Source organism: Methylotenera versatilis 79 (assembly GCF_000384375.1).
Taxonomy (GTDB): Bacteria; Pseudomonadota; Gammaproteobacteria; order Burkholderiales; family Methylophilaceae; genus Methylotenera_A; species Methylotenera_A versatilis_B.
Map to the genome: position 1 here is coordinate 830,128 of NZ_ARVX01000001.1, position 26,331 is coordinate 856,458.

The window sequence follows — 26,331 nt, forward strand, 5'->3', positions numbered from 1 at the left end:
TAAATGAAACGTACTTACCAACCTTCTAAAACACGTCGTGCACGTACACATGGCTTTTTAGTACGCATGAAAACTAAAGGTGGCCGTGCTGTTATTGCAGCTCGTCGCGCTAAAGGTCGTTCGCGTCTAGGTCTTTAATATTCTTAAGTTTTTAAGTTAAAGGCTTTTAATGATTAACGTTAATTGCCTACTTAATACTTAAGTATGAGTACTTAATGATAGAAAATGGTTAAGTTTAGTTTACCTAAACAAGCCAAGCTAATTAAAACGGATGATTTCTCATCCGTTTTTAATTTGCGACAACGAATTGCAACACCTTATTTGGTGATGCGGTTTAAACCAAATGCATTGAATGGGCCGCGTTTGGGTTTGATTGTGGCAAAAAAAACAGCCAAATTAGCGGTTAAACGTAATTATATGCGGCGTGTTTTACGGGAATTATTTAGATTAAGCCAGCATGATTTACCCGCAATCGATTTGGTGATTCAGGCTCAAAAAGCCTTTGAAAAAGCCGATTTTAATAGGATTAAACATGAGTTTGAACAGTTAACGTTTAAGTTAATTGCAAAGAATTCAGTAAAAACAGATGCATAGCACCACATGCATGTATATTTGCAAACTGTGAACATGGCAAAATTGATGACACGATTTTTAATCGCTTTTATTCGATTATATCAAATTGCATTAAGTCCATTTTTTGGACAACAATGTCGATTCCATCCAACTTGTTCGCATTATGCAATTGCCTGTATACAAAAACATGGCGCTATTCGTGGTGCCGGTTTAAGTGTCAAAAGATTGGCGCGTTGCCATCCTTGGCATGCTGGTGGTAGCGACCCTGTACCTTAATATTACTTTGTCTAAATATTTATTAAGTAACCAATTTAACAAACGCAATAACTAAAGATCGATTATAGAAACCATGGATACACGCCGTTTAATTTTATTTGTTATTTTTTCTTTTTCAATCATGATGTTATGGGATGCTTGGCAGCAAAAGAATAATCCCGCACCGATAGTTCAAACATCACCTGCTACCAATGGCGTAGCAACAGCAGGCAGCGCGGCTGGCGTGTCGCAAACAAATGTTAATGACGGTAGTTTCAAGCTGACTAATGGCCAGCGCATTAAAGTAAAAACCGATTTATTTGAAGCGGAAATTGATACAATCGGCGGTGACTTGCGCCATTTGGTATTAAACAAGCATGCTGCGTCTAATAGCAAAGATGGTAATTTTGTATTAATGGATGATGCATTCAAGCCAATGTTTTATGTGGCGCAATCGGGTTTAATGGGCGCAGATTTACCGAATCATAAATCACAGTTTACCAGTACCGCCGATAGTTATACGCTAGTAGATGGTCAAGAGTCGCAAGAAGTACGTCTTACTTGGGCTGGTAACGGCGTAACAGTCGATAAAATCTATACTTTCCACCGCAACAATTACGTGATTGATGTGCGTTATCAAATCAATAATGCCAGCTCAGCAGCAATCACGCCTTCAGCTTATTACCAAATTGTGCACGATAGTGAATCGAATCAAGGTTCTATGATGATGCCAACCTTTACAGGCGGCGCGTATTTTACTGAAGCAGATAAATTTAAAAAGATTAAATTTAGCGAGATGGCAAAAACCAACTTATCTAAAACCACTAAAGATGGTTGGGTTGGGTTGGTGCAACATTATTTTGCCAGTGCGTGGATTCCAAAAGCAGGTGTTGAGCGCGAGTTTTATACCAAAAAATTATCTGACAATATTTATGCGGTAGGTGTTGTAACGCCGAATGCAAGTATTGCCGCTGGCACAACCACGGAATTTGGCGCGCAATTATTCGCAGGCCCACAAAATGAAGATGTATTAACCAAAGCGGCACCAGGCTTAGAATACGCGGTAGATTACGGATGGTTAACCATTATTGCTAAGCCATTATTTTGGGTGCTATCTAAAATCCATAGCCTTGTTAATAACTGGGGCGTGGCGATTATTTTGCTAACAATATTGATTAAAGCGGCATTTTTCCCACTTTCTGCAGCCAGCTATAAATCAATGGCGCAAATGCGTGAACTAGCACCGCGTTTGCAAAGTATGAAAGAAAAATTCGGCGATGATAAGCAAAAGATGCAACAAGCGATGCTTGAATTGTATCGCACGGAAAAGATCAATCCAATGGGTGGTTGTTTACCAATTATTGTGCAAATACCTGTTTTCATTGCACTTTACTGGGTATTGCTTGCTTCTATAGAGTTGCGTCATGCACCATTCTTTGGTTGGATTCAAGATTTATCTGCTACCGATCCATGGTTTATTTTGCCTATTTTGATGGGCTCAACCATGATTATTCAAACTTTCCTTAACCCAGCGCCGACAGATCCTATTCAAGCTAAAGTGATGAAAGTCATGCCTGTGGTATTTAGTGTGTTCTTCTTCTTCTTTCCTGCTGGATTGGTGTTGTATTGGTTGGTGAACAATATATTGTCTATCGCGCAACAATGGTATGTGAACAAAACCATTCACGCGGCGGCATTGGCAAAAAAAGGCAACATCAAAAAATAGGCGTTGTGTATCGCCTGCTTTAATGATCTGGTGAAACCGCATGTTAAATTCAATTGATACCATTGCCGCCATTGCCACAGCCAGTGGCGCCGGTGGTATTGGTGTTGTGCGAGTTTCTGGGCCATTAAGTAATTTCATCGCAACACAAACTCTGGGCGCATGCCCTGCCCCGCGTCATGCGGCATATTTGCCGTTTTACGATGAACATCAACAGTTAATCGATCGCGGTATCGCGATTTATTATCAAAATCCACACTCCTACACTGGCGAAGATGTCTTAGAGTTGCAAGCGCATGGCGGCACCGCGTTGATGCAATTATTATTGGCCCGCTGCGTTCAACTAGGCGCACGTCAAGCTGAACCAGGTGAATTCACTAAACGCGCTTACTTGAATGACAAAATAGATTTAGCCCAAGCTGAAGCGGTTGCAGATGTGATTAATGCAACAACTATTGAAGCTGCACGTAGTGCGATGCGCTCATTGTCAGGCGAGTTTTCAAATAGCGTTAATACCGTATTAGCCAAATTAATTAATTTGCGCATGTATGTAGAAGCTTGTTTGGATTTCCCCGAAGAAGAAATCGATTTTATTACACAGGGAAATGTCGCTGTAAAACTGGCTGCAATTGCGCAGGAATTAAAATCGGTATTTGCAAAAGCCAAACAAGGCAGCTTATTACGTGAAGGCATGCATATCGTATTAGTCGGTCGGCCAAATGTTGGGAAATCCAGTTTGATGAACCAATTAAGTGGTGAAGAAATCGCAATTGTTACACCGATTGCTGGAACCACACGAGATTCTATTAAAAGTTTTATACAAATCAATGGCTTACCTTTACATATTATTGATACGGCTGGTTTGCGCGATACAGAAGACGAAGTAGAAAAGATTGGAATTGCCCGAACATATCAAGCACTAGAAAACGCGCAGATCGCATTATTGTTGGTAGATGTGGCTCATGGTATTGGGGGGACTGAAAAAATCGTTTTAGACCGCTTGCCGCAAGGAATCAGCAAAATTTGGGTACATAATAAAATAGATGCGACCAAAGAATCTGCAAAAATCACAGAAATTGCTGGTGAAACGCATATTTACCTATCGGCCAAAACTGGCGAAGGCATTTCTTTATTGAAACAGCATTTATTAAATATCGCGGGCTATCAGCAAAATGCTGAGGGTGTTTTTATGGCGCGCACGCGACATTTGAGCGCGTTAACACAAGTGGAAAACCACTTAACCAACGCAGCAGCGCAAATCAATGCAGCAGAGTTAGTAGCTGAAGAGTTAAAATTAGCGCAGGAAGCGCTAAGCAGCATTACAGGTGAATTTACACCAGATGATTTATTGGGTGAAATTTTCAGTAAATTTTGTATAGGTAAATAATCAGGCTCAATATAAAACATTAAGCACAGATAAAAAAGGCGCCAAAAGCGCCTTTTTTAATACAAAAAATGGATTAACTTATTTAACAAAATTAGCTAATAGATTGTATTTTTCCGCTAACAAATAGTAGAAAACCAAGCGCGATTTCTGGCGATCTTCTTTTACTTTTGCACAAATTTCATCAATAGCCGCATCTAGCACAGCATCTGAATGTGTCAGACCTAATTTTTTCTTTAAAAAGTTCTCACGTACAGTTTGCTTCTCAGTCGGGTCACCACATGATACAAGGCGAGAGTCTTGTTTAGATAAAACTAAGGCATACGTTCTTGCCATGCCTTGCAGCGCAGCATCATTGATGTTGGAAGTGTATTTTGCGAGTGTAGCTTTATGTTCTTGAATATCGGCCATCATTTTCTCCTAAACTAATTTGTAAAACTCAATTTTACGGAATATTACTTAAGGCATAAGTGCTAAATATCAAGGCTGGATAGCATACTAAATGACGGATTGCCCAGTTTTGATATTTAGTACATTACAGTATTCGCCCCCATTACTATAGGCGCGTCGCTGAGCATGGTCAAGGGCTGGCCATGTAAATGATTGTGAAGTGTTTCACGTGAAACAATGTGAGTTATTTCTACATATGGAACAATTACAGCAACAGTTTTTCGTAAATATTAAAGTTACTTCTAAAATGTAGCTAAATAATATTTTTATTTGAGAGATATCAAAAAATCATCTCGATTTTTTGATTAAACGACATGGGACTAAGACTGGGAGTTGCCGCAATGGGCATATAAGCTATTTTAAAATCAGGGTTAAATATATTGTTCCACGTGGAACATGCTAAAAAGACAAATATTAACTCGTTATATCTTGCTGTTTTTAAATGACTTAACGCCCTCTTTGCAGTAAAATCTAATGCTTTACACAATTCATGTAATCTGGATTGTTAACTTATTGAAGTGTAAGCACTATTTAAATGAATTTTCCTGATATTTTTGATGTGATTGTTGTTGGTGGTGGTCATGCTGGCACTGAGGCTGCGTTGGCGGCTGCGCGTATGGGGCAAAAAACCCTGTTGCTCAGCCATAACATTGAAACATTGGGCCAAATGTCTTGCAACCCCAGCATTGGCGGTATTGGCAAAGGCCATTTGGTTAAAGAGATCGATGCACTTGGCGGCGTAATGGCGCAGGCGACTGATATTGGCGGCATTCAATTTCGTATCTTAAATTCATCTAAAGGCCCAGCTGTTCGCGCCACACGTGCCCAGGCAGACCGTATTTTGTACAAAGCGGCAGTACGTCACAAACTAGAAAATCAGCCAAACTTATGGTTATTTCAACAAGCGGTTGATGACATTATTTTAGATGGCGACCGTGCGGCAGGCGTGGTGACGCAAATTGGTTTACGTTTTAAATCTAAAAGTGTGGTGTTAACAGCAGGCACTTTTTTGGGTGGCCTAATTCATGTAGGCTTGCAAAATTACAGCGCTGGTCGCGCTGGCGATCCACCAGCTATTTCATTGGCGGCGCGATTGCGTGAAATTGGTTTGCCAGCAGGCAGGCTAAAAACTGGTACGCCACCGCGCATTGATGGTCGTACGATTGATTATTCTGTGATGTTAGAGCAGCCAGGCGATAATCCTGCCCCAGTGTTCTCATTTATGGGCAATGTGGCACAACATCCGCAACAAGTGCCCTGCTGGATTACGCATACCAATGAGCGCACGCATGACATTATCCGTAGTGGTTTAGACCGTTCGCCGATGTACACGGGCGTGATTGAGGGCGTTGGTCCGCGTTACTGTCCAAGTGTGGAAGACAAAATCCATCGTTTTGCCGATAAAGAATCACATCAACTGTTTTTAGAGCCCGAAGGCTTAACCACCAACGAGATTTATCCGAATGGCATTTCAACCAGTTTGCCATTTGATATTCAACTTGCTTTAGTGCGCTCCATTAAAGGTTTAGAAAACGCACATATTTTGCGGCCAGGCTATGCGATTGAATACGATTACTACGATCCGCGCAGTTTGAAATCCAGCCTAGAAACCAAAACCGTACAAGGCTTATTTTTTGCTGGACAAATCAACGGAACAACTGGATACGAAGAGGCGGCTGCACAAGGACTATTAGCAGGCGCAAATGCAGCTTTATACGTGCAAGGCAAAGAAAGCTGGTGCCCTGCCCGCGATGAGGCTTATTTGGGCGTGTTAGTGGATGACTTAATCACTACTGGCGTAACAGAGCCATATCGAATGTTTACTTCGCGCGCGGAATATCGTTTGCAGTTGCGCGAAGATAACGCCGATATGCGCTTAACTACCAAGGGTCGTGAATTGGGTTTGGTGGATGATGCGCGCTGGAGCGCTTTTGAGAAGAAATTAGAGGCGGTGTCACGCGAACAAGAGCGTTTGAAAAAAACATTTGTGCAAGTGGCGACAGATGATGTTTCACGTGAAACACAAGCAGCCATTTTGGGTAAACCTTTAGAGCACGAATATAGCCTGTTTGAATTATTACGCCGTCCAGAAGTGAGCTACGAAAACATGTTAAGTTTGGGCGAAGGCTTTTTGGATGGGATTGAGTTGGGTGAGTTGAACCCAGCTGTACGTGAACAAGTGGAAATTGCCGCGAAATACCAAGGTTATATTACGCGACAGCAAGAAGAAATCGCTAAGCAAAAAGGCAGTGAAAATATTAAGTTGCTGGATTTGGATTATGCCGATGTGCATGGCTTAAGTATTGAAGCGCGCCAAAAATTAAACCAACATAAACCAGAAACGCTTGGTCAAGCTGGTCGAATTTCTGGCATAACGCCAGCGACTATTTCTTTATTATTGGTGTATTTAAAACGTAAACATAAAAAACAAGCCAGCCAAATTAGCCCAGATATTAAATCTGACACGCAAGCTGCATGAGTCAGGCGATTTTATTAGCGCAAGGTATTGCCAGTATGGGTTTGGCAGTAGCAGCCGAAACACAAGAAAAATTATTGGCTTATTTAAGCTTGTTAAACAAGTGGAACAAAGTGTACAACTTGACGGCGGTGCGCGATCCGCTGGAAATGGTGACTTTGCATTTGCTGGATAGCTTAAGTGTATTACCACATATCAATAGTAAAAATTTATTAGATGTAGGCAGTGGTGGCGGTTTGCCAGGTATTGTGTTGGCGATATGTAAACCCGAATTGCAAGTGACGACGATTGATACAGTGCAAAAGAAAGCCATTTTTATGCGCCAAGTAAAAGGCGAATTGGGTTTGGATAATTTAACCGCTATGCATGCGCGTGTAGAAAATTTTCAGCCGAGTGAACCGTTTGAAATAGTGATATCAAGAGCGTTTTCAGAAATTGCTTTGTTTATTCAGTTAACTAAGCATTTGATTGCAACAAATGGTCAATGGCTTGCCATGAAAGGTATGATGCCTTCTGGCGAATTAGATGGTTTGCCGATTTTGCCAAGCAATATTATTCCGCTGAAAGTTGCGGGTTTGGATGCAGAGCGGCATTTGGTTGTATTTAAAAATACCGTCATTTAAAAACGACAGTGCTTAATAATGTTTAATGACAAAGAATAATTGATGAAAATATTAGCGATTACCAATCAAAAAGGCGGCGTGGGTAAAACCACCACTTGCGTGAATTTGGCTGCTAGTTTGGCTGCTAAAAAACAAAAAGTATTGTTGGTTGATTTAGATCCGCAAGGCAATGCCAGCACTGGTAGCGGCATTGATAAATCACATCTTAAACTCAGTATTTATCATGTACTAATCGGTGAAAAAAGCTTAAAAGAAGTCATCGTAAAAAGCGAAAAAGGAGGCTTTGATATTGCGCCATCTAACCGTGAATTGGCAGGTGCAGAAGTTGAGCTGGTGAATGAATTGGCACGTGAAATGCGCTTAAAACAAGCCATTTCAGCGATTTCTGATTACGATTATGTGCTGCTCGATTGCCCCCCTGCCCTCAATTTGGTCACGGTAAATGCATTAACAGCGGCTGATACAGTGATGATTCCGATGCAATGTGAATATTATGCGCTAGAAGGTTTGTCTGATTTGGTGAACACCATCAAAAAAGTGCGCGCACATTTAAATCCAAAGCTGGAAATCGAAGGCTTATTACGCACCATGTTTGATAATCGCAATATGCTGGCTAGCCAAGTGTCTGCGCAATTAGTCAGCCATTTTGGCGATAAAGTCTATAAAACAGTGATACCGCGCAATATTCGTTTGGCCGAAGCGCCGAGTTACGGTTTGCCAGTGTTGATTTATGACAAAACGTCCAAAGGAGCGATTGCTTATTTGGACTTAGCAGCAGAAATTATCCATAAAAATCAAAAGTTTAAAGAGTCACCAACGCAATTAAAGGGTACGGTAAATGGTTAAACCAAAAGGTTTAGGACGCGGATTGGACGCGTTGTTAGCAAATGACAACGAAGAAATTGCACATGGCGATGCGTTAATGACGTTGAATGTGAGCCAATTGCAGCCGGGCAAATATCAACCGCGTTCCTATATGGATGATGCTGCATTACAAACGTTGGCTGATTCGATTCGCGCGCAAGGAATAATGCAGCCGATTTTGGTGCGCAATGTTGGTGCTAATCAATATGAAATCATTGCCGGTGAACGTCGTTGGCGCGCTTCGCAGTTGGCTGGTTTAACAGAAGTGCCTGTTTTAGTACGTGAAATCGCGGATGAATCTGCGCTGGCGATGGCATTAATTGAGAATATCCAGCGTGAAAATTTAAATCCATTAGAAGAAGCGCAAGGTATTAAACGCTTGATTGATGAGTTTGACATGACGCACGAAAAAGCTGCTACTGCAGTTGGGCGCTCGCGCGCGGCGGTATCCAATTTGCTACGACTTTTGTCATTGTCGTCACCAGTACAAGCCATGTTGATGCACAACAAATTGGATATGGGCCACGCTAGAGCGTTAATTGGCTTAGATGCGGCGCAACAAATTATGCTGGCTAATAAAATAGTGCAACAAAATTTATCGGTGCGCGATGTTGAAAATCTGGTGAAAAAATTAGCTGAGAATGACACTACAAATGACAACGATAAACCACAGAAAACTGCGGTCAATCATGACGTTTTAACCCTGCAAAATACATTAAGTGAAAAAATCGGTGCCAGCGTGAATATTTCAGCTAAAGAAAATGGATCCGGCATGCTTAAAATTAACTATAGTAATTTGGATCAATTGGATGAGATTATTCGTAAAATGATGCGCTAAGTGTTTCATTTTGCGTGAAACTTATTGTAATTACTTACACTTAGCGCTTGACTAAAAACGCTTAATAATTCAAAATCGCGGACTTTGCTGATAAGCCCATTTCAATCAAACTGAAATGATAAGAAAACAGAAATGACAGAAGAGCAAAATTCAAAGTCAGGCTTAACAACGACTAACTTAAAAACAGGCTTAGATTCAAATAAAGTATTTAGCAAAATGTTGCAGTGGCAATTAGGCGCAACAGTCGTTGTAATGCTAATTGCGTTAGTTGTTTCAGGTTTGCATGCAGGTGTTTCAGCATTGGCTGGTGGATTATCAGTCACAATCGGTGCGTTTTTCGCTTCTAAAATCGCACAACGTAGTAGTAAAGAGGCCGCAACAGTATTGGTTAATCTGCTAAAAGCAGAGGCAGTTAAAATTATCATCATTGTTGTGCTGCTATTTATTACCTTTAAGGTTTATAAGCAATTGGTGCCGTTTGCGCTGATTGCAGGTTTGGCAGGCGCAGCTTTGTTTTCTGGCGCGGCAATGAGTAAGTTAGACAAAACAGAATTAGAAATATAAAACTACAGTTTTAGATTTTAGGTAAGTAACTTTTAATTAAGCGCCTATTTGGGGCAATTCGGATTGATATGGCTACAGAACACGCAGAACACGTACTCACCCCATCAGAATATATTTCGCATCATTTAAGTTTTAATGCGCAATCAGTTGGCAATGGCAGTTTTTGGACATTGCATATCGATACATTGATTACATCAGTTGTATTGGGTTTGCTGGTAATGGGTTTGGTCTGGTGGGTAGCGCGTGGCGCAACTGCCGGCGTGCCAACCAAGCGTCAGGCTTTTGTTGAGCTGGTTTTTGGTTTTATTGATGACCAAGTTAAAAATATTTTCCACGGTAACCGTCACAGCTTTATTGCCCCAACAGCGCTGACGGTTTTTTTATGGGTGTTCGCAATGAATGCCATGGATTTTCTACCAATTGATATTTTCGCTAAATTTATGCATGGCATTGGCTTTGACAAATGGCGCGCAGTACCAACCTCAGACATTAACACCACATTTGCCCTAGCTTTATCGGTCTGGATTTTGATGATTTTCTTCTCGATTAAAGTTAAGGGTTTTGGCGGTTGGTTGCATGAGTTGTTCTACACGCCATTCGGTAGCAAATTCTGGGTACTGCCATTGAATTTCTTGTTTAACCTCATTGAATACGTTTCAAAACCACTTTCACATTCATTGCGTCTTTTCGGCAACATGTATGCAGGTGAAGTGATTTTCTTGTTATTAGGTATGTGGGCTGCTACGGGTTTGTCTGGCACGATATTTGGTGCGGTTTTAGGCGCTGGCTGGTCAATTTTCCATATTTTAATCGTGGCATTACAAGCATTTATTTTCATGATGTTGACGGTTGTATATCTAGCAATGGCGCATGAATCGCATTAATTAGTTTTAAGTTGTTTAAGTAAGTGGTTTTAGAGTAATTATAGTTTTTGATTATAAAGTGCAGTTTAATTTTTGAGAGGGTAATAAAATGGAAGCATTAGCATTGATTCAAGCCTACACAGGCGTTGGTATTGGTTTAATTATTGGTTTAGGCGCTGCAGGTGCCTGTATCGGTATCGGTATTATGTGTGCAAGTTTCTTAGAAGGTGCTGCACGTCAACCAGAAATGATTCCACAATTGCAAGGTAAAGTATTCTTGCTATTAGGTCTTATCGATGCTTCTTTCATTATCGGCGTTGGTTTGGCTATGATGTTCGCGTTCGCTAACCCATTATTAAGCGTTGTTACAGCAGCAGCAAATTAATTTTTTGAGTCATGCACAATGACTCAAATTTTTATACTGACTTAATTTAATTGGATTAAACATGAACATTAACTTTACACTGATCGCACAAGCTATCGCATTTGCTGTGTTGATTTGGTTCACAGTGAAATTCGTTTGGCCACCGCTATTAAAAGCGATTGAAACACGCCAAAAAGAAATTGCTGACGGTTTGGCAGCAGCACAAGAAGGCAGAAGTGCCTTAGAAGTTGCGGCTAAAAAATCAGAAGCAACACTTGCAGAAGCCAAACAAAAAGCCAGCGAGATTATTGGTCAGGCTGAAAAACGTGCGACACAAATCGTTGAAGAAGCTAAAGGCAATGCTAAAGCAGAAGGCGACCGTATTATTACGGGTGCAAAAGCTGAGATTGATCAAGAAGTAAACCGCGCTAAAGAAGGTTTACGTGCGCAGGTTTCAGCATTGGCAATCGCTGGCGCTGAAAAAATCTTACGTAAAGAGATCGATGGCAAAGCGCATTCTGAAATGCTATCTAAACTCGCGGCGGAGCTATAACTCATGGCTGAAATATCAACCATCGCACGGCCATACGCAGTTGCGGCTTACAAGCTTGGTAAAGAGCAAAAATCGCTGGCTAAATGGTCTGAGATGTTAAGTTTTGCCACAGCTGTATCTAACGATGCACAAATGCAGGCTTATATTCAAGATCCAAAAGTAGTCTCAAGCGACTTAGAAAAGACTTTTTTAAAAGTGTGTGGCGACAAACTCAATGAGCAGGGACAGAACCTGATTAAAGTGTTGGTTGAATATAATCGCATGTCAATTTTGCCTGCTATTACCAGTGCCTTTGAAGAGTTAAAAGCATTGGATGAAGGCACATTAGATGCGCAAATTATTGCTGCATCTAAACCAAGCGTTGCTGAAACTAAAGATATCGTAAAACGTCTTGAAGCTAAGTTTGGTAAAAAGATTGAAGCCAGTGTAACTGTAGATGCAGAGCTCATTGGTGGCATTAAAATTATTGTTGGCGATACCGTGATAGACGCGTCCGTCAAAGGTCAGTTACAAAATTTAGCCTATACGCTATCAGCTTAAGGCACAGGAGAGACATAAATGCAGTTATCTACATCAGAAATCAGTGAACTGATTAAAAGCAGATTAGAAAATTTTTCTACCTCAGCTGAAGCGCGTACTCAAGGTACAGTTATTTCAGTTACTGACGGTATCGTCCGTATTCACGGCCTTTCAAACGTGATGGCTGGCGAGATGATCGAATTTCCAGGCAACACATTTGGTTTAGCGCTTAACTTAGAGCGTGACTCAGTGGGTGCGGTGGTTTTAGGTGATTACGAGCACATTACTGAAGGCGATACTGTTAAATGTACAGGTCGTATTTTAGAAGTGCCAGTCGGTCCAGAGTTAATTGGTCGCGTAGTGAACGCGTTAGGTCAGCCGATTGATGGCAAAGGCCCAGTTAATGCAAAAATGACTGACAAAATTGAAAAAGTGGCGCCAGGCGTGATTGCGCGTAAATCAGTTTCACAACCAGTGCAAACAGGTTTGAAATCAGTAGACTCAATGGTGCCAGTTGGCCGTGGTCAACGTGAATTGATTATTGGTGACCGTCAAACAGGTAAAACAGCAGTAGCGATTGATGCCATCATCAATCAAAAAGGTCAGAACATGACTTGTATCTACGTTGCGATTGGCCAAAAGGCTTCTACAGTGGCAAACGTGGTCCGTAAGCTAGAAGAAAACGGCGCACTTGCCTACACAATCGTTGTTGCAGCAACTGCTTCTGACTCAGCAGCACTACAATTTTTAGCACCATATGCTGGTTGTACAATGGGCGAGTATTTCCGTGACCGCGGTGAAGATGCATTGATTGTGTATGATGATTTGACTAAACAAGCGATTGCTTACCGTCAAATTTCATTGTTATTACGTCGCCCACCAGGACGTGAAGCTTACCCAGGTGACGTGTTCTACATTCACTCACGTTTGTTAGAGCGTGCAGCTCGCGTGAATGAAGATTATGTAGAAAAATTCACTAACGGTGCTGTTAAAGGTAAAACGGGTTCATTGACTGCATTGCCAGTGATTGAGACAGCTGCTGGTGACGTTTCAGCATTCGTGCCAACTAACGTGATTTCAATTACCGATGGTCAAATCTTCTTAGAGACAGATTTGTTTAACGCGGGTATTCGTCCAGCAATCAACGCGGGTATTTCAGTATCTCGCGTGGGTGGTGCTGCTCAAACTAAAGTCATCAAAAAACTAGGCGGCGGTGTACGTTTAGCCTTAGCACAATACCGTGAATTGGCTGCATTTGCGCAGTTCGCTTCTGATTTGGATGAAGCAACACGTAAACAATTAGACCGCGGTCGTATGTTTACTGAGTTGATGAAACAAGCGCAATACGCCCCATTAAGCGTTTCAAAAATGGCGATTACCTTGTTGGCTGCTAACAAAGGCTATTTTGATGATGTTCCAACCAATAAAGTATTAGCTTTTGAAAGTGCATTACACGGCTTCATGGGCTCTAAATACGCTAAATTGATGGACGGTATCGAGTCTAGCAAAGACTTAGCTGGCGATAACGAAAAAGCGGTTGAAGCGGCAATTCAAGACTTCAAAGCGACTAACGCGTACTAATTAATCGACTATCTAGGACTCTAAAATGGCTGGTAGTAAAGAGATTAGAACCAAGATCAAAAGTGTAGAAAATACACGCAAGATCACCAAGGCGATGGAGATGGTGGCTGCTTCTAAAATGCGTAAAGCGCAAGATAGAATGCGTGCCTCACGTCCATACGCTGAGAAAATTCGTAACGTTGCAGCGCATTTGTCATTTGCAAACCCAGAGTATAAACATCCTTATTTAATTAAGCGTGATGTGGTTAAAAACATTGGTTTGATTGTGGTGAGTTCAGACAAAGGCTTATGTGGTGGTTTAAATACCAATATGTTGCGTTTGTCTGTTAACCAAATGAAAAACTGGGAAACTGAAGGCAAAGCAATCACTGTTAGTGCGATTGGTAACAAAGGTTTCAGTTTTATGAACCGCGTAGGCGCGAATGTTAAATCGCATATTACGGGTTTGGGCGATGTGCCACATTTAGCAACGTTGATTGGCACAATCAAAGTGATGTTGGATGCTTATGAAGCAGGCGAAATTGATCAACTTTATATTAGCTACACAAAGTTCATCAATACCATGAAGCAAGAACCAGTAATGGAGCAATTGCTACCGTTAACAGGTGAAAAATTGGGCAGCCCTACTGGTCATTGGGATTACATCTATGAGCCAGAAGCGAAACCAGTGGTAGATCAGTTAATGATGCGTTATGTAGAGTCATTGGTGTACAACGCAGTTGCAGAGAACATGGCTTCAGAACAATCATCACGTATGGTGGCGATGAAATCAGCATCTGATAACGCGAAAGAAGTGATTGGCGATTTGAAACTGATCTACAACAAGGCGCGTCAAGCGGCGATTACCAAAGAGATTTCAGAGATCGTTGGCGGCGCAGCGGCAGTCGCTTAATAGTTGAACGAATTTAGAATTTAATTAAATCTGACTAAAAGAAGTTAGGAATAGAAAATGGCAAAAGCAAATCAAGTTAAAGAAGCCCAAGTAAAAATTGGTAAAGTTGTTCAATGTATTGGTGCTGTTGTGGACGTTGAGTTTCCACGTGACCAAATGCCGAATGTATTTGAAGCATTGATTATTGATGATGCATCTAGCCAAGCCGAAGCTGGTTTAACGCTAGAAGTACAACAACAATTAGGTGACGGCATCGTGCGTACGATTGCAATGGGCTCATCTGATGGCCTTGCACGTGGTACAGCGTTTAAATCAACAGGTTCACAAATTACTGTGCCAGTTGGTGTTGGAACTCTAGGCCGTATTATGGACGTGTTGGGTCGCCCAATTGATGAGGCTGGTCCAATTGAGTGTGATGAGCGTCGTGCCATTCACCAAAAAGCGCCTACTTTTGAAGAGCTATCACCATCTGTAGACTTATTAGAAACAGGTATTAAAGTGATTGACTTGGTTTGCCCGTTTGCTAAAGGCGGTAAAGTTGGTTTGTTCGGCGGTGCGGGTGTAGGTAAAACCGTTAACATGCTTGAGTTGATCAACAACATTGCAAAACAACACTCAGGTTTATCAGTGTTTGCCGGTGTGGGTGAGCGTACGCGTGAAGGTAATGACTTCTATCACGAGATGGCAGAAGCTGGTGTTATTAAACTTGATAACATGAAAGAATCAAAAGTAGCGATGGTGTTTGGTCAAATGAACGAACCACCAGGCAACCGTTTACGTGTAGCGTTGTCAGGTTTGACAATGGCTGAGAAATTCCGTGATGAAGGTCGTGACGTATTGTTCTTCGTTGATAATATCTACCGCTACACATTAGCCGGTACTGAAGTATCAGCGTTGTTAGGCCGTATGCCTTCTGCTGTAGGTTACCAACCTACTTTGGCTGACGAAATGGGCCGTTTACAAGAGCGTATTACATCAACTAAAACAGGTTCTATTACGTCTATCCAAGCGGTTTATGTACCTGCGGATGACTTGACCGATCCATCACCTGCTACTACGTTCCAGCATTTGGATTCAACAGTTGTGTTGTCACGTGACATTGCATCTTTAGGTATCTACCCAGCGGTTGATCCACTAGATTCAAGCTCACGTCAATTAGACCCATTGGTTGTTGGTGAAGAGCATTACAACGTAGCACGTAGCGTTCAACAAACATTACAACGTTATAAAGAGTTACGCGACATTATTGCGATTTTGGGTATGGACGAATTGTCAGCAGAAGATAAATTAGCTGTTGGCCGTGCACGTAAAATCCAACGCTTCTTGTCACAACCATTCCACGTGGCTGAAGTATTTACTGGCGCGCCAGGCAAATACGTACCATTAAAAGAAACCATTAAAGGCTTTAAAGCCATTGTTGCTGGTGAGTATGATCACTTACCTGAGCAAGCTTTCTACATGGTGGGTGGTATTGAAGAAGCAGTAGAAAAAGCCAAAACTTTAAACTAATAAGTTTTTAGAACATTAAACTTTAAAAGTTAAGAGAAAATTATGGCAAATACTGTTCATATCGATGTAGTAAGCGCAGAAGCAAGTATATTCTCAGGCGAAGCCGAGTTTGTGGTTGCGCCTGCGGGTGCTGGTGAAGTGGGTATCTACCCAAACCACGCGCCGATGATTACGACTATTAAACCAGGTGCATTACGTATCAAACAAACCGATCAAGCTGAAGAAACGTTGATTTTCATCTCTGGTGGTTTGTTAGAAGTGCAACCAGGTTTAATCACTGTGTTGGCGGATACTGCGGTACGTGGTGCTGATCTAGATGAAGTGAAAGCAATTGCAGCTAAAGAAGCGGCATTAGAAGCGATGAAAAATCGCACTTCTGATATCGATTATGCAAAAGCGCAGGCGGAGTTATCAGAAGCAATGGCGCAAATCCATGCGATTGAACGTTTGCGTAAAACGCATTAAAAACATGGATTGTTTGGCGTAAAGCTAGACCAGCAAAAAGGCAGCTTAGGCTGCCTTTTTTGTTATACTTTCTGAATTGAAGAACCAGTACTTAACACTTAAAAACACACAAAAAATGACGCCATTAAACATTGTGATTTTAGCCGCGGGCAAAGGCACGCGCATGCATTCAAATAAGCCAAAAGTGCTGCATAGTATTGGTGGCAAGCCAATTTTGGCGCATGTGATCGATTGTGCAAAATCCTTAAATCCACAGAAAATCATTGTCGTTTATGGTTACGGCGGTGAGACAGTGCGTGAAGCATTTGCGCATGAGAATATAGACTGGGTTAATCAAGCCGAGCAATTAGGTACAGGCCACGCGGTACAACAAGCAATCCCCTATTTGAGTGACGATGCAACCAGCTTGATTATGCTAGGTGATGTGCCTTTGGTTGATGTTGAAGCTTGCAAAAAATTAATTGAAAGCGCTAATAAACAATTGGCGATTTTATCTTTTAATAAAGCCGATCCAACTGGTTACGGTCGCATCGTGCGTAACAACCATCTGGTCACAGCAATCGTTGAGCATAAAGATGCAACAGAGGCGCAGCGACAAATCAGCGAAGTGAATACGGGCATTATGGCGATGCCAAATATTCATCTAAAAAATTGGTTAAGTCGCTTAAGTAATAACAATGCACAAGGTGAGTATTATTTAACCGATATTGTTGAGCTGGCTGTTAAAGATAATGTAAATGTCATTGCAGAAATCACGGCGGATGAATGGTCGGTGACTGGCATTAATTCTAAAATAGATTTAAGCCAGATTGAGCGCGTATACCAATCGCGTGTTGCGCAACGACTATTACAGCAAGGCGTTACGTTAAAAGATGCTGCTAGGCTAGATGTTCGTGGCGCACTCAGTTGCGGCCGCGATGTGGAAATTGATGTGAATTGCGTATTCGAAGGCAATGTCACATTAGGCGATAACGTAAAAATCGCTGCTAATTGCGTGATTAAGAATGCAACGATTGCTGCTGGTACACAGATTGCTGCTTTTACGCATATCGATGATGCTGTAATTGGCGAAAATACCCGCATCGGACCATATGCACGAATAAGGCCCGGCACTACATTGGCGGCAGATACGCACGTAGGCAACTTTGTAGAGCTTAAAAATGCGCAAGTAGACATTGGCAGCAAGATTAACCATTTGAGCTACGTGGGCGATGCCAGCGTTGGTAAGAGTGTCAATATTGGCGCAGGCACAATCACTTGTAATTACGATGGTGCGAATAAATTCAGAACCATCATTGAAGATGGCGCGTTTATTGGCTCCGATTCGCAGTTGATTGCACCAGTGACCATTGGCAAAAATGCGACGATTGCCGCAGGATCAACCATTACAAAAAATGCCCCTGCCGATGCGTTAACTTTTTGTCGTGCTAAAGAACAAAAAACCATTTTGGGTTGGAAACGACCAGTAAAAATTAAAAAAGATTAACTAGTAAAACAGCGTTTAAAAAAATTGCAGTAAATAGAAAATTAAGCATTAGAAAGAATCATTATGTGTGGAATTGTAGGCGCAGTCGCTAAAAGAAACGTCGTATCTACGCTAATAGAAGGCTTAAGTCGGCTGGAATATCGCGGCTACGATTCAGCTGGAATTGCAATACTCAATAGCAACGGCATTGAGCGTGTGCGGGCGGTTGGGCGCGTAGCCGCGATGACAGAAAAAGCGCACGATTTAAAATTAAGCGGATTTGTTGGTATCGGCCACACACGCTGGGCTACGCATGGCGGCGTAACTGAAAGTAATGCGCATCCGCATGTTTCCCCTAAACAAGAAAATCCAACAATCGCCGTGGTACATAACGGCATTATTGAAAACCACGATGAACAACGCGCAAAATTAAAAGCGCTTGGTTACGAATTTTATTCGCAAACTGATACCGAAGTGATCGCTCACTTAATCCATCATTATTTCGCAAAATCGTCTGATCTATTAGCCGCAACCAAAGCCGCCATCGCTGAATTAACAGGCGCATTTGCAATTAGTGTGATTGCAGTGAGTCAACCCGATTTGATGGTGTGTGCGCGCTTAGGCTGTCCGCTGTTGATTGGCTTAGGGGAGGATGAAAATTTTATCGCTTCAGACGTTTCAGCCGTGCTTTCTGTGACGCGTAGAGTGATTTATTTAGAAGATGGCGATATCGCCACGTTAACAACCGATGCTGTGACTATTTACGGTAAAGATGGCGCCTTAGCCACGCGTAAAGTGCATACTAGTGATGTTTCGCTAGCAAGCTTAGAGCTTGGCCCTTACAGCCACTTTATGCAAAAAGAAATCTATGAGCAGCCAGTAGCACTTAACGACACCATTGAGGCATTAATCGATGACGGCGCATTTAGGCCAGAGCTATTTGGCAAAGGTGCAGCAGATGTATTTAAGCAGCTGGATAGCATCTTAATATTAGCCGCTGGCACCAGTTATTATGCCGCCTTAACCGCCAAATATTGGTTAGAGGGTATCGCGAAAGTACCTTGCAATGTAGAAGTCGCCAGTGAATATCGTTATCGTGAATCGGTACCAAATCCCAATCAACTCATCGTCACGCTTTCGCAATCGGGTGAAACCTTAGATACGATGGAAGCCTTAAAACACGCCAAATCACTAGGCCAAGAATTAAGCTTAAGCATTTGTAACGTGCAAGAAAGTGCGATTCCACGCGCATCGCAATTGGTTTTCTACACACGTGCAGGCGCAGAGATTGGCGTAGCATCTACCAAAGCATTCACCACACAATTAGTGGCTTTATTTGTATTAGCCGCCACTTTAGCTAAACAAAAAGGCATACTTAACACCGAAAAAGAACAAGAATATCTAGGCGCATTACGCCAATTGGCCGGCAGCGTGCAATTTGCATTGAATTTAGAGCCGCAAATCCGCGAATGGGCAAAACGCTTTGGTGACAAAGAACACGCGCTATTCTTAGGCCGTGGCGTGCACTACCCAATCGCTATGGAAGGCGCGCTTAAACTCAAAGAAATCTCATATATTCACGCAGAAGCTTACCCTGCCGGTGAGCTTAAACATGGCCCATTGGCATTGGTAGATAACAACATGCCAGTGGTAGTGATTGCGCCAAATGATGCATTGTTAGAAAAAGTAAAATCCAACATGCAAGAAGTCAAAGCGCGCGGCGGCGAGCTATTTGTATTTGCCGATGCCGATAGCCACTTTACAGAGTCTGAAGGTGTGCATGTCATACGCACACCACGCCATGTGGGCATACTATCCCCTATTTTGCATACGATTCCAGTGCAGTTGCTGGCGTATCATGCGGCATTGTTAAAGGGAACGGATGTGGATAAGCCTAGGAATTTGGCTAAGTCGGTCACGGTTGAGTAACGATAAGTTAATATGAAATAAGAAAGAATTCATATGCAGTTTTTTCTAAGAACTCTATTAGTTATACTTTCTATTTATATTTTGGTAAGCGTCATTTACATGATATGGGCTGTAATTTACAGACCAGAACAAATTGACGAAAAAGGTGAATATAGTTTTAAACTATATTACTTTTCTGATAAAAAATATTTGCTTAGAAAAATACTTTTTCTAGGGGCTTTTTTGGGATATGTCATCATAATTGGTGCGGGAGCTTATCAATTACTTTATTGGGTCCCTTATTTATCTGGTTCAGATATTGACGGGGATTGGAACTCTACAAGACGTTGGATTTCATATTTATTTGGTTGCGGTGTTGGCGGTGCAACTTACCTCCAATTATCACTGCATGGATATAATCAATATATGAAAAGTATAAAAGAGCCTAACTAGATTTAAAACTAGTCAGGGTTGCCCGACGGCAAGTTACTTTCTTTTGCTTGTCCAAAAGAAAGTAACCAAAGTAAACGACACCCCATGCCATGACCTTCGGTTTCCCTGCGCTACTCAACGAATCAGGCGGCTGCGGAACTCGCTTCGCTCAGACAGTCCTCGCCGAAAACTCCTGATTCGTCTGCGTTGCTCGGCACGGCATCAGGGGATTGCAAGTCAAAACCACCTGTAAATTTAAGCATAGATGATATTTTTTGAGGTTTTAATATGTTAACTTCATAAGCAAAAAGCCTAACTAACTAGGCTTTTTGCTTAAAAATAATGGTTAACTTAAGTTCTGCCTTAAGCAATCAGATTCAATTCTTTTAAACGTGCACGCAAAATATTACGACTAATACCTAATAATTTTGCGGTATGTACTTGGTTATTATTGCAATGATCATACGCTTTGCGCACAGTAATCGCGTTGATTAGCTCATATAAATTAGGTAATTCTTGCTTGAAAAGTCTGGAAAGCAGATTTTCAATATCTTGAGATCTAACCTCGGTTGATGTTGTTGGAACATTTAAGAAGTGATCATCACTTTCATGAACACTTATGGGTGTAAATTTACTGGTAATGTAAGGTAAATGCAGATCTTTAGGATAAATTACACCGCCAGAAGAGACCAATAAAGCGCGGTGGATAGTGTTTTCTAGCTCTCGAATATTACCTGGCCATGCGTAGGTTTCTAAGGCATGGACTGAAGCGGCTGATAGGTGTGGTGTCGATGTATGTAAACGTCCCGTATAAACTTTTAAGAAATGATTCACTAGCGGAAGAATGTCGCCGATGCGTTCGCGCAGTGGTGGCAACTCAATCGGCACAACTTTGATTCGATAGTATAAATCTTGTCTAAAATTTCCCGCATTTACCGCATCTTCCAAATTGACATTTGTCGCGGCGATTAGCCTGACATTGATTTTTTGAGGCTTGCGTGAGCCGACGCGTACGATTTCTCTTTCTTGAAGAACGCGAAGCAGTTTTACTTGGGTCGATAAAGGCAAATCGCCAACTTCATCTAAAAATAAAGTCCCTCCACTTGCGCTCTCAAACCAGCCTTCTTTGGCGGAAATGGCACCCGTAAATGAGCCTTTTTCATGACCAAATAATTCGCTTTCTACCAATGATTCAGAAAAGGCGCCGCAATTAATGGCTGCAAAAGGTCCATTTCTGCGCGCACTTAAATCATGCAGACGCCTAGCAATTAATTCTTTACCTGTTCCAGTTTCGCCAATAATTAATGCGGTTGCGTCGCTAGCGGCCACCCTTTCAATCAGTGCTAAAAGTTTTTTAGATTTTGGGTCGTTGAACACCAGCGCACTTGCGCGGATGGATAAGCTAACAGCCGAAGGATTAGGATGTTCGATGACACCATGACTGCTATCGTCTTGAAAGCCGCGCAACTCAGTGTTAGATAACCATGGTTTAGATTGCATGCTGATGGATGTTGACCTAATGATAACTCGGTGAATATACATAACTTTCTATCTAATTAATAATTATATATAGTTATTTACATATACTCATTATGCATATAGGAAGTTTGCGTATTTATCGTAAAATTTTTCTCTCGTCTAAAAAGCAAATTTTCTAGTGCAGTCAAAAAAGTAGATTAAATTTTAGTATTTGGATATTTATAAATGACGAATTTAAGTACCTAATTATTTTGCGGTGAGACGAATTGCGATTTTTGGTAAGAGTGGTTTAATTTAATAGCTGTTTCTGTAGCAACAAAAAAAACGTAAAACACTGTTCCTACATCACCAGAATCATCAACATGTAAATGCTCAATAAAATTAATTATTGATCACTATTCTTTATTTTATAGTTATAAATCAACCATATAGAAACATAACCCAGGTATTTTCAAGTTGCGTATACAGAGTGGCACAATAGTTGCGCTATAGCTCGTGAGTCGGTTTTTCCAAATAGCCCATGTTTTGCAGATTCTAGGCTTGCTTTGGTAGCAGTTAAAGCCGCAACGCGTTGAGGCTAACGCAATTGATACATAACTCGGGAGTGGTAAATGAATAATGCGGGAGTAGTAAATGAGTAATCTAAATAATTTAATAAAAAAGACCGTTTATTTTGCGGTGTTGATGGCATTTTCAACAGCGACAACCTATGCGGCGGAAGAAAAAGCTGCGGCTGATACTATTGCAAAGCCACAAGCTGAGCAAAAAAAACCTGCTGCCGCCAAGCTGTGGTCATGGCAACAGGTACAAAACCAAGCGGTACCAGTAGTAAAGCAAAAGGCCTGGGTGCGTACGCCAGTAGATGCTTTTGTGCTATCACAATTAGAAGCCAAGGGCATCAAACCGTCTCCAGATGCTGATCGCGCAGCGTATATTCGTCGTGCTACTTTGGATGCTTGGGGTGTGATTCCCACTACTGAAGAAGTGCGTACTTTTGTAGAAGACCGTTCGCCGAATGCTTATGAAAAGTTAGTAGACCGTTTACTGGCATCACCTCGATATGGTGAGCGCCAAGCACGTCGCTGGCTGGATCTGGCTCGTTATGCGGACAGCACCGGTTTTCAAGGTGACCAGACACGTCCAAATATGTGGCGTTACCGCGATTATGTCATCAACTCGTTTAATCAGGACAAGCCGTTTGATCGCTTTGTGAAAGAGCAGTTGGCGGGAGATGAGTTATTCCCAGGTGACACAGAAGCATTGGTCGCAACGGGTTTTATCGCTGGTTTTCCCGATAATCGTAACTCACGTGATCTTATTCAGCGTAAATACCAAATCACTACTGACATTACAGATACTGTTGGTTTGGCATTACTTGGCACGACTGTGGGTTGCGCCAGATGTCATAACCACAAGGCTGACAAAGTAACGCAAAAAGACTATTTTGCTTTACAGGCTTTCTTTTCTAATGTCAGCGCAGTAGACAATGTTCCGGCTCCCAAAAATGATCAGGAAATCCAGTATCAACAGGTGCAGGCCAAGTGGGAAGAGGCTACCAAGGATATCCGTGCGCAGCGCACTGCTATTTTAGATACGGTACGTGATAAGGCCTTACAGTATCACAAAGAACGTTACTTAACTGATAGCCGCGACTCTATATTCAAGCCAGAAGGACAATGGAATGCGCTGGATCGCTGGGTAAATCATCGCTTGACTAATGTCACTACCGATAATGAATTAGGCGCCTATCTGAAAGAGTCTGCAGAGAAAGAAAGCGATAATTATGTGCCAGGTAATGCAGAGAAGTATGCGCAATATAAAAAACTTGGTGATGATCTGAAGAAGTTCGACAAGCTTAAACCAGCTAAAGGCTCAGACACTATTTCAGCTATGACTGAGCTCGGCCATAGTGATGCGCCGCCTACTTTTGTGTTCTTTGGCGGTAATCATGAACGCCCACTTGATGAAGTTCAACCAGCTTTCCCGGTTGCATTAACGGATGAGAAGCCAAATATCGTGCCTACCGAGATTTCATCGGGCCGTCGTACTGCGCTTGCCAACTGGATTGCCAGTCCGCAAAACCCGCTTACGGCGCGCGTATTTGTGAATCGCGTTTGGAATCAGTATTTTGGAACAGGCATTGTACGTACAGTCAGTGACTTCGGCCGTGCAGGAGACAAACCAAGTAATCCCGAATTACTGGACTATTTAGCAGGCAATTTTGTATCGCAGGGTTGGAGCGTGAAAAAGCTGCAGCGTGAAATATTGCTATCTAGCGTTTACCGTCAGTCTTCATCTTATCGTGAAGATGCCTATAAAGCGGATCCTGAAAACAAGCTGTTAGCGGTGTTCCCACGCAAACGTTTGGAAGCCGAAGAAATTCGTGACTCCTTGCTTGTCGCATCTGGTCAGCTGGAAGAAAAAGTAGGCGGCCCAAGCGTATTCCCACCTGTTCCGGGCAATTTGGGCGCAGGCAATTTGTGGGAAGTTTCTAAAGATTCCAAGGATTTCAATAGACGCAGCCTGTATGTATTTACGCGTCGTAGTGTGCCTTATCCATTGCTGGAAACTTTTGATATGGCCTCTGCACAACAAGTGCATAGCAAGCGTGACGTAACAACCACGCCACTGCAAGCACTGGCGCTATTTAATAGTGATGTAGTGTTTGGTTGGTCTCAGGCATTGGCTGGTCGCGTGATACGCGAGGCGGGCAATGATGAATCTGCACAGTTGGATAAGTTGTATCAGATACTGTTTGCACGTAAACCTGATCAGGCAGAAAAAGCCACTTTGGTTTCATTCCTGACCAATCACGAAAAAGAGATTGTTCAAGAAAAAAGCACGGATGGAAAACTGGCAATTGCGTTGCCGACTGGCTTAAAAGATGCAAAAGTGACCAATCCGATTCGAGCCGCAGCTTTGGTTGATCTGGTGCATACAGTTGCAAATTCCAACGAGTTTAGTTACCGGTTTTAAGCAATAAGATTTAAATCGGCAAAAATTTTAAACCCAGACAACTTTTATAAAATAATTGAATAATATTAAGGATAGCATCATGAACAATCAATCTCGCAGAGACTTTTTACTTAAAGCCGGCATAGGCCTAGGGGGCATTGCAGCCGGCGGCTTCTTGCCAGGTATTGGCTTTTTAACAGCTGCACAAGCGGCAGAGCTTATTGATCCACTAGCGCCTAAACAGCCACATTTTGCCGCTAAGGTTAAATCCGTCATCTGGCTACATATGGATGGCGCACCTAGTACGTTAGATTTATATGATTACAAACCCGACCTGATTAAGTTGTCTGGCCAAGAAGTACCCGCTTCATTCCTGAAAGGTATCAAGACCAGTACGCAAGGTGGCGTCGGCAAGCTTTACGCTTCAAAGCGTGAGTGGAAGCAACACGGGGAAAGTGGTGCATGGTTTTCAGACCTAGTACCTAATATTGCTAAGCATGCAGATAAGATTGCCTTTATCAAATCTAGTACCACGGTTGGTGCAACACACGATATTTCTATCCTCAAATTGAATACCGGCGATTTGAATCCAGGCCGCCCTTCATTAGGCGCTTGGATATCCTATGCGCTGGGTACAGCAAATCCAGACTTGCCTTCCTACGTGGTGCTGTATGGTGGTAAAAAAGAGCCACAAGCTGGTTCAGTCAATTGGAGTTCAGGCTTCTTGCCAGCTGTGTATCAAGGTACGGCATTCCGTCCAGGGGCATCGCCTATTTTGCATCTTGAGCGCCCTGAGTTAATGGCTGCTGGCCAGCAACGCGGCAACTTTGATTTGCTGAAACGCTTGAATGAAAAACGTGGTGAGCGTTATCCCGAAGATACAGAGTTGCAAGCCAGAGTGCGTTCTTATGAGCTAGCTTATCGTATGGAATCTGCAGCGCCAGAAGCAGTAGATTTGAGTAAAGAAACTGATGCAACCAAAGAGTTGTATGGTCTAAACGACGAAGCAACTAAGGATTACGGTACTAATATGTTACGTGCTCGCCGCCTAGTTGAGCGTGGCGTACGTTTTATTCAAGTTGTTTCAGGCCCTACTGATATTGAGGGCGAAAGCAGAAACTGGGATGCACACCAAGATCTTGAAAAAAATCATGGCGCCCATGCCAAGGCTGTTGATAAGCCGATTGCAGGCTTACTGGCCGATCTTGAATCTCGTGGCTTGCTAGAATCTACGCTTGTCGTGTGGACCTCGGAGTTTGGCAGGACATCTTACGGACAAAGCGGTACAGGCCGTGACCATAATCCCTGGGGTTATACACAATGGATGGCGGGCGCTGGCGTTAAAGCTGGTACCACTTTTGGCCAAACAGATGAAGTCGGTTTGCAGTCTGTAGGAAAAACAGTAGATACCTATGATTTGCACGCCACAATTCTGCAACTGATGGGCCTTGATCACTTGAAAACCACGTTCTTGCATGATGGCCGTTCTGAGCGTCCGACTGTTGTGTATGGTGAAGTGATTAAAGAGTTACTGGCTTAATTATTATTTATATAAGTGGGTATTTATATCAATGGCACACGGAACTAGACATGACT

25 protein-coding genes are annotated in these 26,331 nt (G+C 42.3%); 23 read left to right on the plus strand and 2 right to left on the minus strand.

Annotation, left to right across the window (positions count from 1 at the left end; all coding sequences use genetic code 11):
- Window positions 1-3: 3 nt before the first annotated feature.
- The 5 genes from rpmH (at window position 4) to mnmE (ending at window position 3,938) form a co-directional block, all read left to right on the plus strand.
- Window positions 4-138, plus strand: a complete 135-nt coding sequence (gene rpmH / locus METVE_RS0104235; protein ID WP_015833284.1) for a 50S ribosomal protein L34 — start codon at window positions 4-6, stop codon at window positions 136-138.
- A gap of 87 nt (window positions 139-225) precedes the next feature.
- A complete protein-coding gene (gene rnpA / locus METVE_RS0104240; protein WP_020167205.1) occupies window positions 226-594 on the plus strand; it encodes a ribonuclease P protein component in 369 nt (122 codons plus the stop codon).
- Between the two features lie 45 nt (window positions 595-639).
- Window positions 640-849 carry a membrane protein insertion efficiency factor YidD gene (gene yidD / locus METVE_RS0104245; protein ID WP_232415382.1) on the plus strand — a complete coding sequence of 70 codons (210 nt, stop codon included), beginning with the start codon at window positions 640-642 and terminating at the stop codon, window positions 847-849.
- Window positions 850-922: 73 nt separating this feature from the next.
- Window positions 923-2,554: a membrane protein insertase YidC gene (gene yidC, locus METVE_RS0104250; protein ID WP_020167207.1), complete on the plus strand. Its 1,632-nt coding sequence runs from the start codon at window positions 923-925 to the stop codon at window positions 2,552-2,554.
- Window positions 2,555-2,594: 40 nt separating this feature from the next.
- A complete protein-coding gene (gene mnmE / locus METVE_RS0104255) occupies window positions 2,595-3,938 on the plus strand; it encodes a tRNA uridine-5-carboxymethylaminomethyl(34) synthesis GTPase MnmE (protein ID WP_020167208.1) in 1,344 nt (447 codons plus the stop codon).
- 78 nt (window positions 3,939-4,016) lie between these two features.
- On the opposite strand, the gene METVE_RS0104260 is transcribed toward mnmE, so the two are convergent.
- A complete protein-coding gene (locus METVE_RS0104260; protein WP_020184187.1) occupies window positions 4,017-4,346 on the minus strand; it encodes a DUF2853 family protein in 330 nt (109 codons plus the stop codon).
- Between the two features lie 574 nt (window positions 4,347-4,920).
- Between METVE_RS0104260 and mnmG the strand changes: the two genes are divergently transcribed.
- From mnmG to METVE_RS0104340, 16 genes are all read left to right on the plus strand, one after another.
- On the plus strand, window positions 4,921-6,864 hold the full coding sequence (gene mnmG / locus METVE_RS0104265) for a tRNA uridine-5-carboxymethylaminomethyl(34) synthesis enzyme MnmG (RefSeq protein ID WP_020167210.1): 1,944 nt from the start codon (window positions 4,921-4,923) through the stop codon (window positions 6,862-6,864).
- A complete protein-coding gene (gene rsmG / locus METVE_RS0104270) occupies window positions 6,861-7,484 on the plus strand; it encodes a 16S rRNA (guanine(527)-N(7))-methyltransferase RsmG (RefSeq protein WP_020167211.1) in 624 nt (207 codons plus the stop codon). Before mnmG ends, rsmG begins: the two co-directional genes overlap by 4 nt.
- Before the next feature lie 42 nt (window positions 7,485-7,526).
- Entirely contained in the window at window positions 7,527-8,330 is an 804-nt protein-coding gene (locus METVE_RS0104275) for a ParA family protein (RefSeq protein ID WP_020167212.1), read from the plus strand.
- The gene (locus tag METVE_RS0104280) at window positions 8,323-9,186 is read left to right on the plus strand and encodes a ParB/RepB/Spo0J family partition protein (RefSeq protein WP_020167213.1); all 864 of its coding nucleotides are present in this window, start codon (window positions 8,323-8,325) and stop codon (window positions 9,184-9,186) included. The genes METVE_RS0104275 and METVE_RS0104280 overlap by 8 nt, the downstream gene beginning before the upstream one ends.
- Window positions 9,187-9,318: 132 nt before the next feature.
- A complete protein-coding gene (locus METVE_RS0104285) occupies window positions 9,319-9,750 on the plus strand; it encodes an ATP synthase subunit I (RefSeq protein WP_020167214.1) in 432 nt (143 codons plus the stop codon).
- Window positions 9,751-9,818: 68 nt separating this feature from the next.
- Entirely contained in the window at window positions 9,819-10,634 is an 816-nt protein-coding gene (atpB, locus tag METVE_RS0104290; RefSeq protein ID WP_020167215.1) for a F0F1 ATP synthase subunit A, read from the plus strand.
- Between the two features lie 88 nt (window positions 10,635-10,722).
- Complete coding sequence (gene atpE / locus METVE_RS0104295; protein WP_020167216.1) at window positions 10,723-10,998, plus strand: F0F1 ATP synthase subunit C; 276 nt, start codon at window positions 10,723-10,725, stop codon at window positions 10,996-10,998.
- Window positions 10,999-11,059: 61 nt separating this feature from the next.
- A complete protein-coding gene (locus METVE_RS0104300) occupies window positions 11,060-11,530 on the plus strand; it encodes a F0F1 ATP synthase subunit B (protein ID WP_020167217.1) in 471 nt (156 codons plus the stop codon).
- A gap of 3 nt (window positions 11,531-11,533) precedes the next feature.
- Entirely contained in the window at window positions 11,534-12,070 is a 537-nt protein-coding gene (locus METVE_RS0104305; RefSeq protein WP_020167218.1) for a F0F1 ATP synthase subunit delta, read from the plus strand.
- Between the two features lie 18 nt (window positions 12,071-12,088).
- A complete protein-coding gene (gene atpA / locus METVE_RS0104310) occupies window positions 12,089-13,630 on the plus strand; it encodes a F0F1 ATP synthase subunit alpha (RefSeq protein ID WP_020167219.1) in 1,542 nt (513 codons plus the stop codon).
- Window positions 13,631-13,655: 25 nt separating this feature from the next.
- A complete protein-coding gene (gene atpG / locus METVE_RS0104315) occupies window positions 13,656-14,522 on the plus strand; it encodes a F0F1 ATP synthase subunit gamma (RefSeq protein ID WP_020167220.1) in 867 nt (288 codons plus the stop codon).
- 57 nt (window positions 14,523-14,579) lie between these two features.
- Window positions 14,580-16,031 (plus strand): F0F1 ATP synthase subunit beta, encoded by a 1,452-nt coding sequence (atpD, locus tag METVE_RS0104320; protein WP_020167221.1) that lies wholly within the window; start codon window positions 14,580-14,582, stop codon window positions 16,029-16,031.
- Between the two features lie 42 nt (window positions 16,032-16,073).
- Entirely contained in the window at window positions 16,074-16,496 is a 423-nt protein-coding gene (locus tag METVE_RS0104325) for a F0F1 ATP synthase subunit epsilon (RefSeq protein WP_020167222.1), read from the plus strand.
- 115 nt (window positions 16,497-16,611) lie between these two features.
- Window positions 16,612-17,982, plus strand: a complete 1,371-nt coding sequence (gene glmU, locus METVE_RS0104330; RefSeq protein WP_020167223.1) for a bifunctional UDP-N-acetylglucosamine diphosphorylase/glucosamine-1-phosphate N-acetyltransferase GlmU — start codon at window positions 16,612-16,614, stop codon at window positions 17,980-17,982.
- Window positions 17,983-18,045: 63 nt separating this feature from the next.
- Entirely contained in the window at window positions 18,046-19,890 is a 1,845-nt protein-coding gene (gene glmS, locus METVE_RS0104335) for a glutamine--fructose-6-phosphate transaminase (isomerizing) (RefSeq protein WP_020167224.1), read from the plus strand.
- Window positions 19,891-19,923: 33 nt separating this feature from the next.
- A complete protein-coding gene (locus METVE_RS0104340) occupies window positions 19,924-20,322 on the plus strand; it encodes a hypothetical protein (RefSeq protein WP_020167225.1) in 399 nt (132 codons plus the stop codon).
- A 342-nt stretch (window positions 20,323-20,664) separates the two neighbouring features.
- Here METVE_RS0104340 and METVE_RS0104350 read toward each other — a convergent pair whose 3' ends face one another.
- On the minus strand, window positions 20,665-21,801 hold the full coding sequence (locus tag METVE_RS0104350; protein WP_020167227.1) for a sigma-54 interaction domain-containing protein: 1,137 nt from the start codon (window positions 21,799-21,801) through the stop codon (window positions 20,665-20,667).
- A gap of 612 nt (window positions 21,802-22,413) precedes the next feature.
- Here METVE_RS0104350 and METVE_RS0104355 point away from each other — a divergent pair.
- Together METVE_RS0104355 and METVE_RS0104360 are read left to right on the plus strand one after the other, a co-directional pair.
- On the plus strand, window positions 22,414-24,756 hold the full coding sequence (locus METVE_RS0104355) for a DUF1549 and DUF1553 domain-containing protein (protein WP_232415383.1): 2,343 nt from the start codon (window positions 22,414-22,416) through the stop codon (window positions 24,754-24,756).
- Between the two features lie 79 nt (window positions 24,757-24,835).
- Window positions 24,836-26,275 carry a DUF1501 domain-containing protein gene (locus METVE_RS0104360; protein WP_020167229.1) on the plus strand — a complete coding sequence of 480 codons (1,440 nt, stop codon included), beginning with the start codon at window positions 24,836-24,838 and terminating at the stop codon, window positions 26,273-26,275.
- Window positions 26,276-26,331 lie beyond the last annotated feature (56 nt).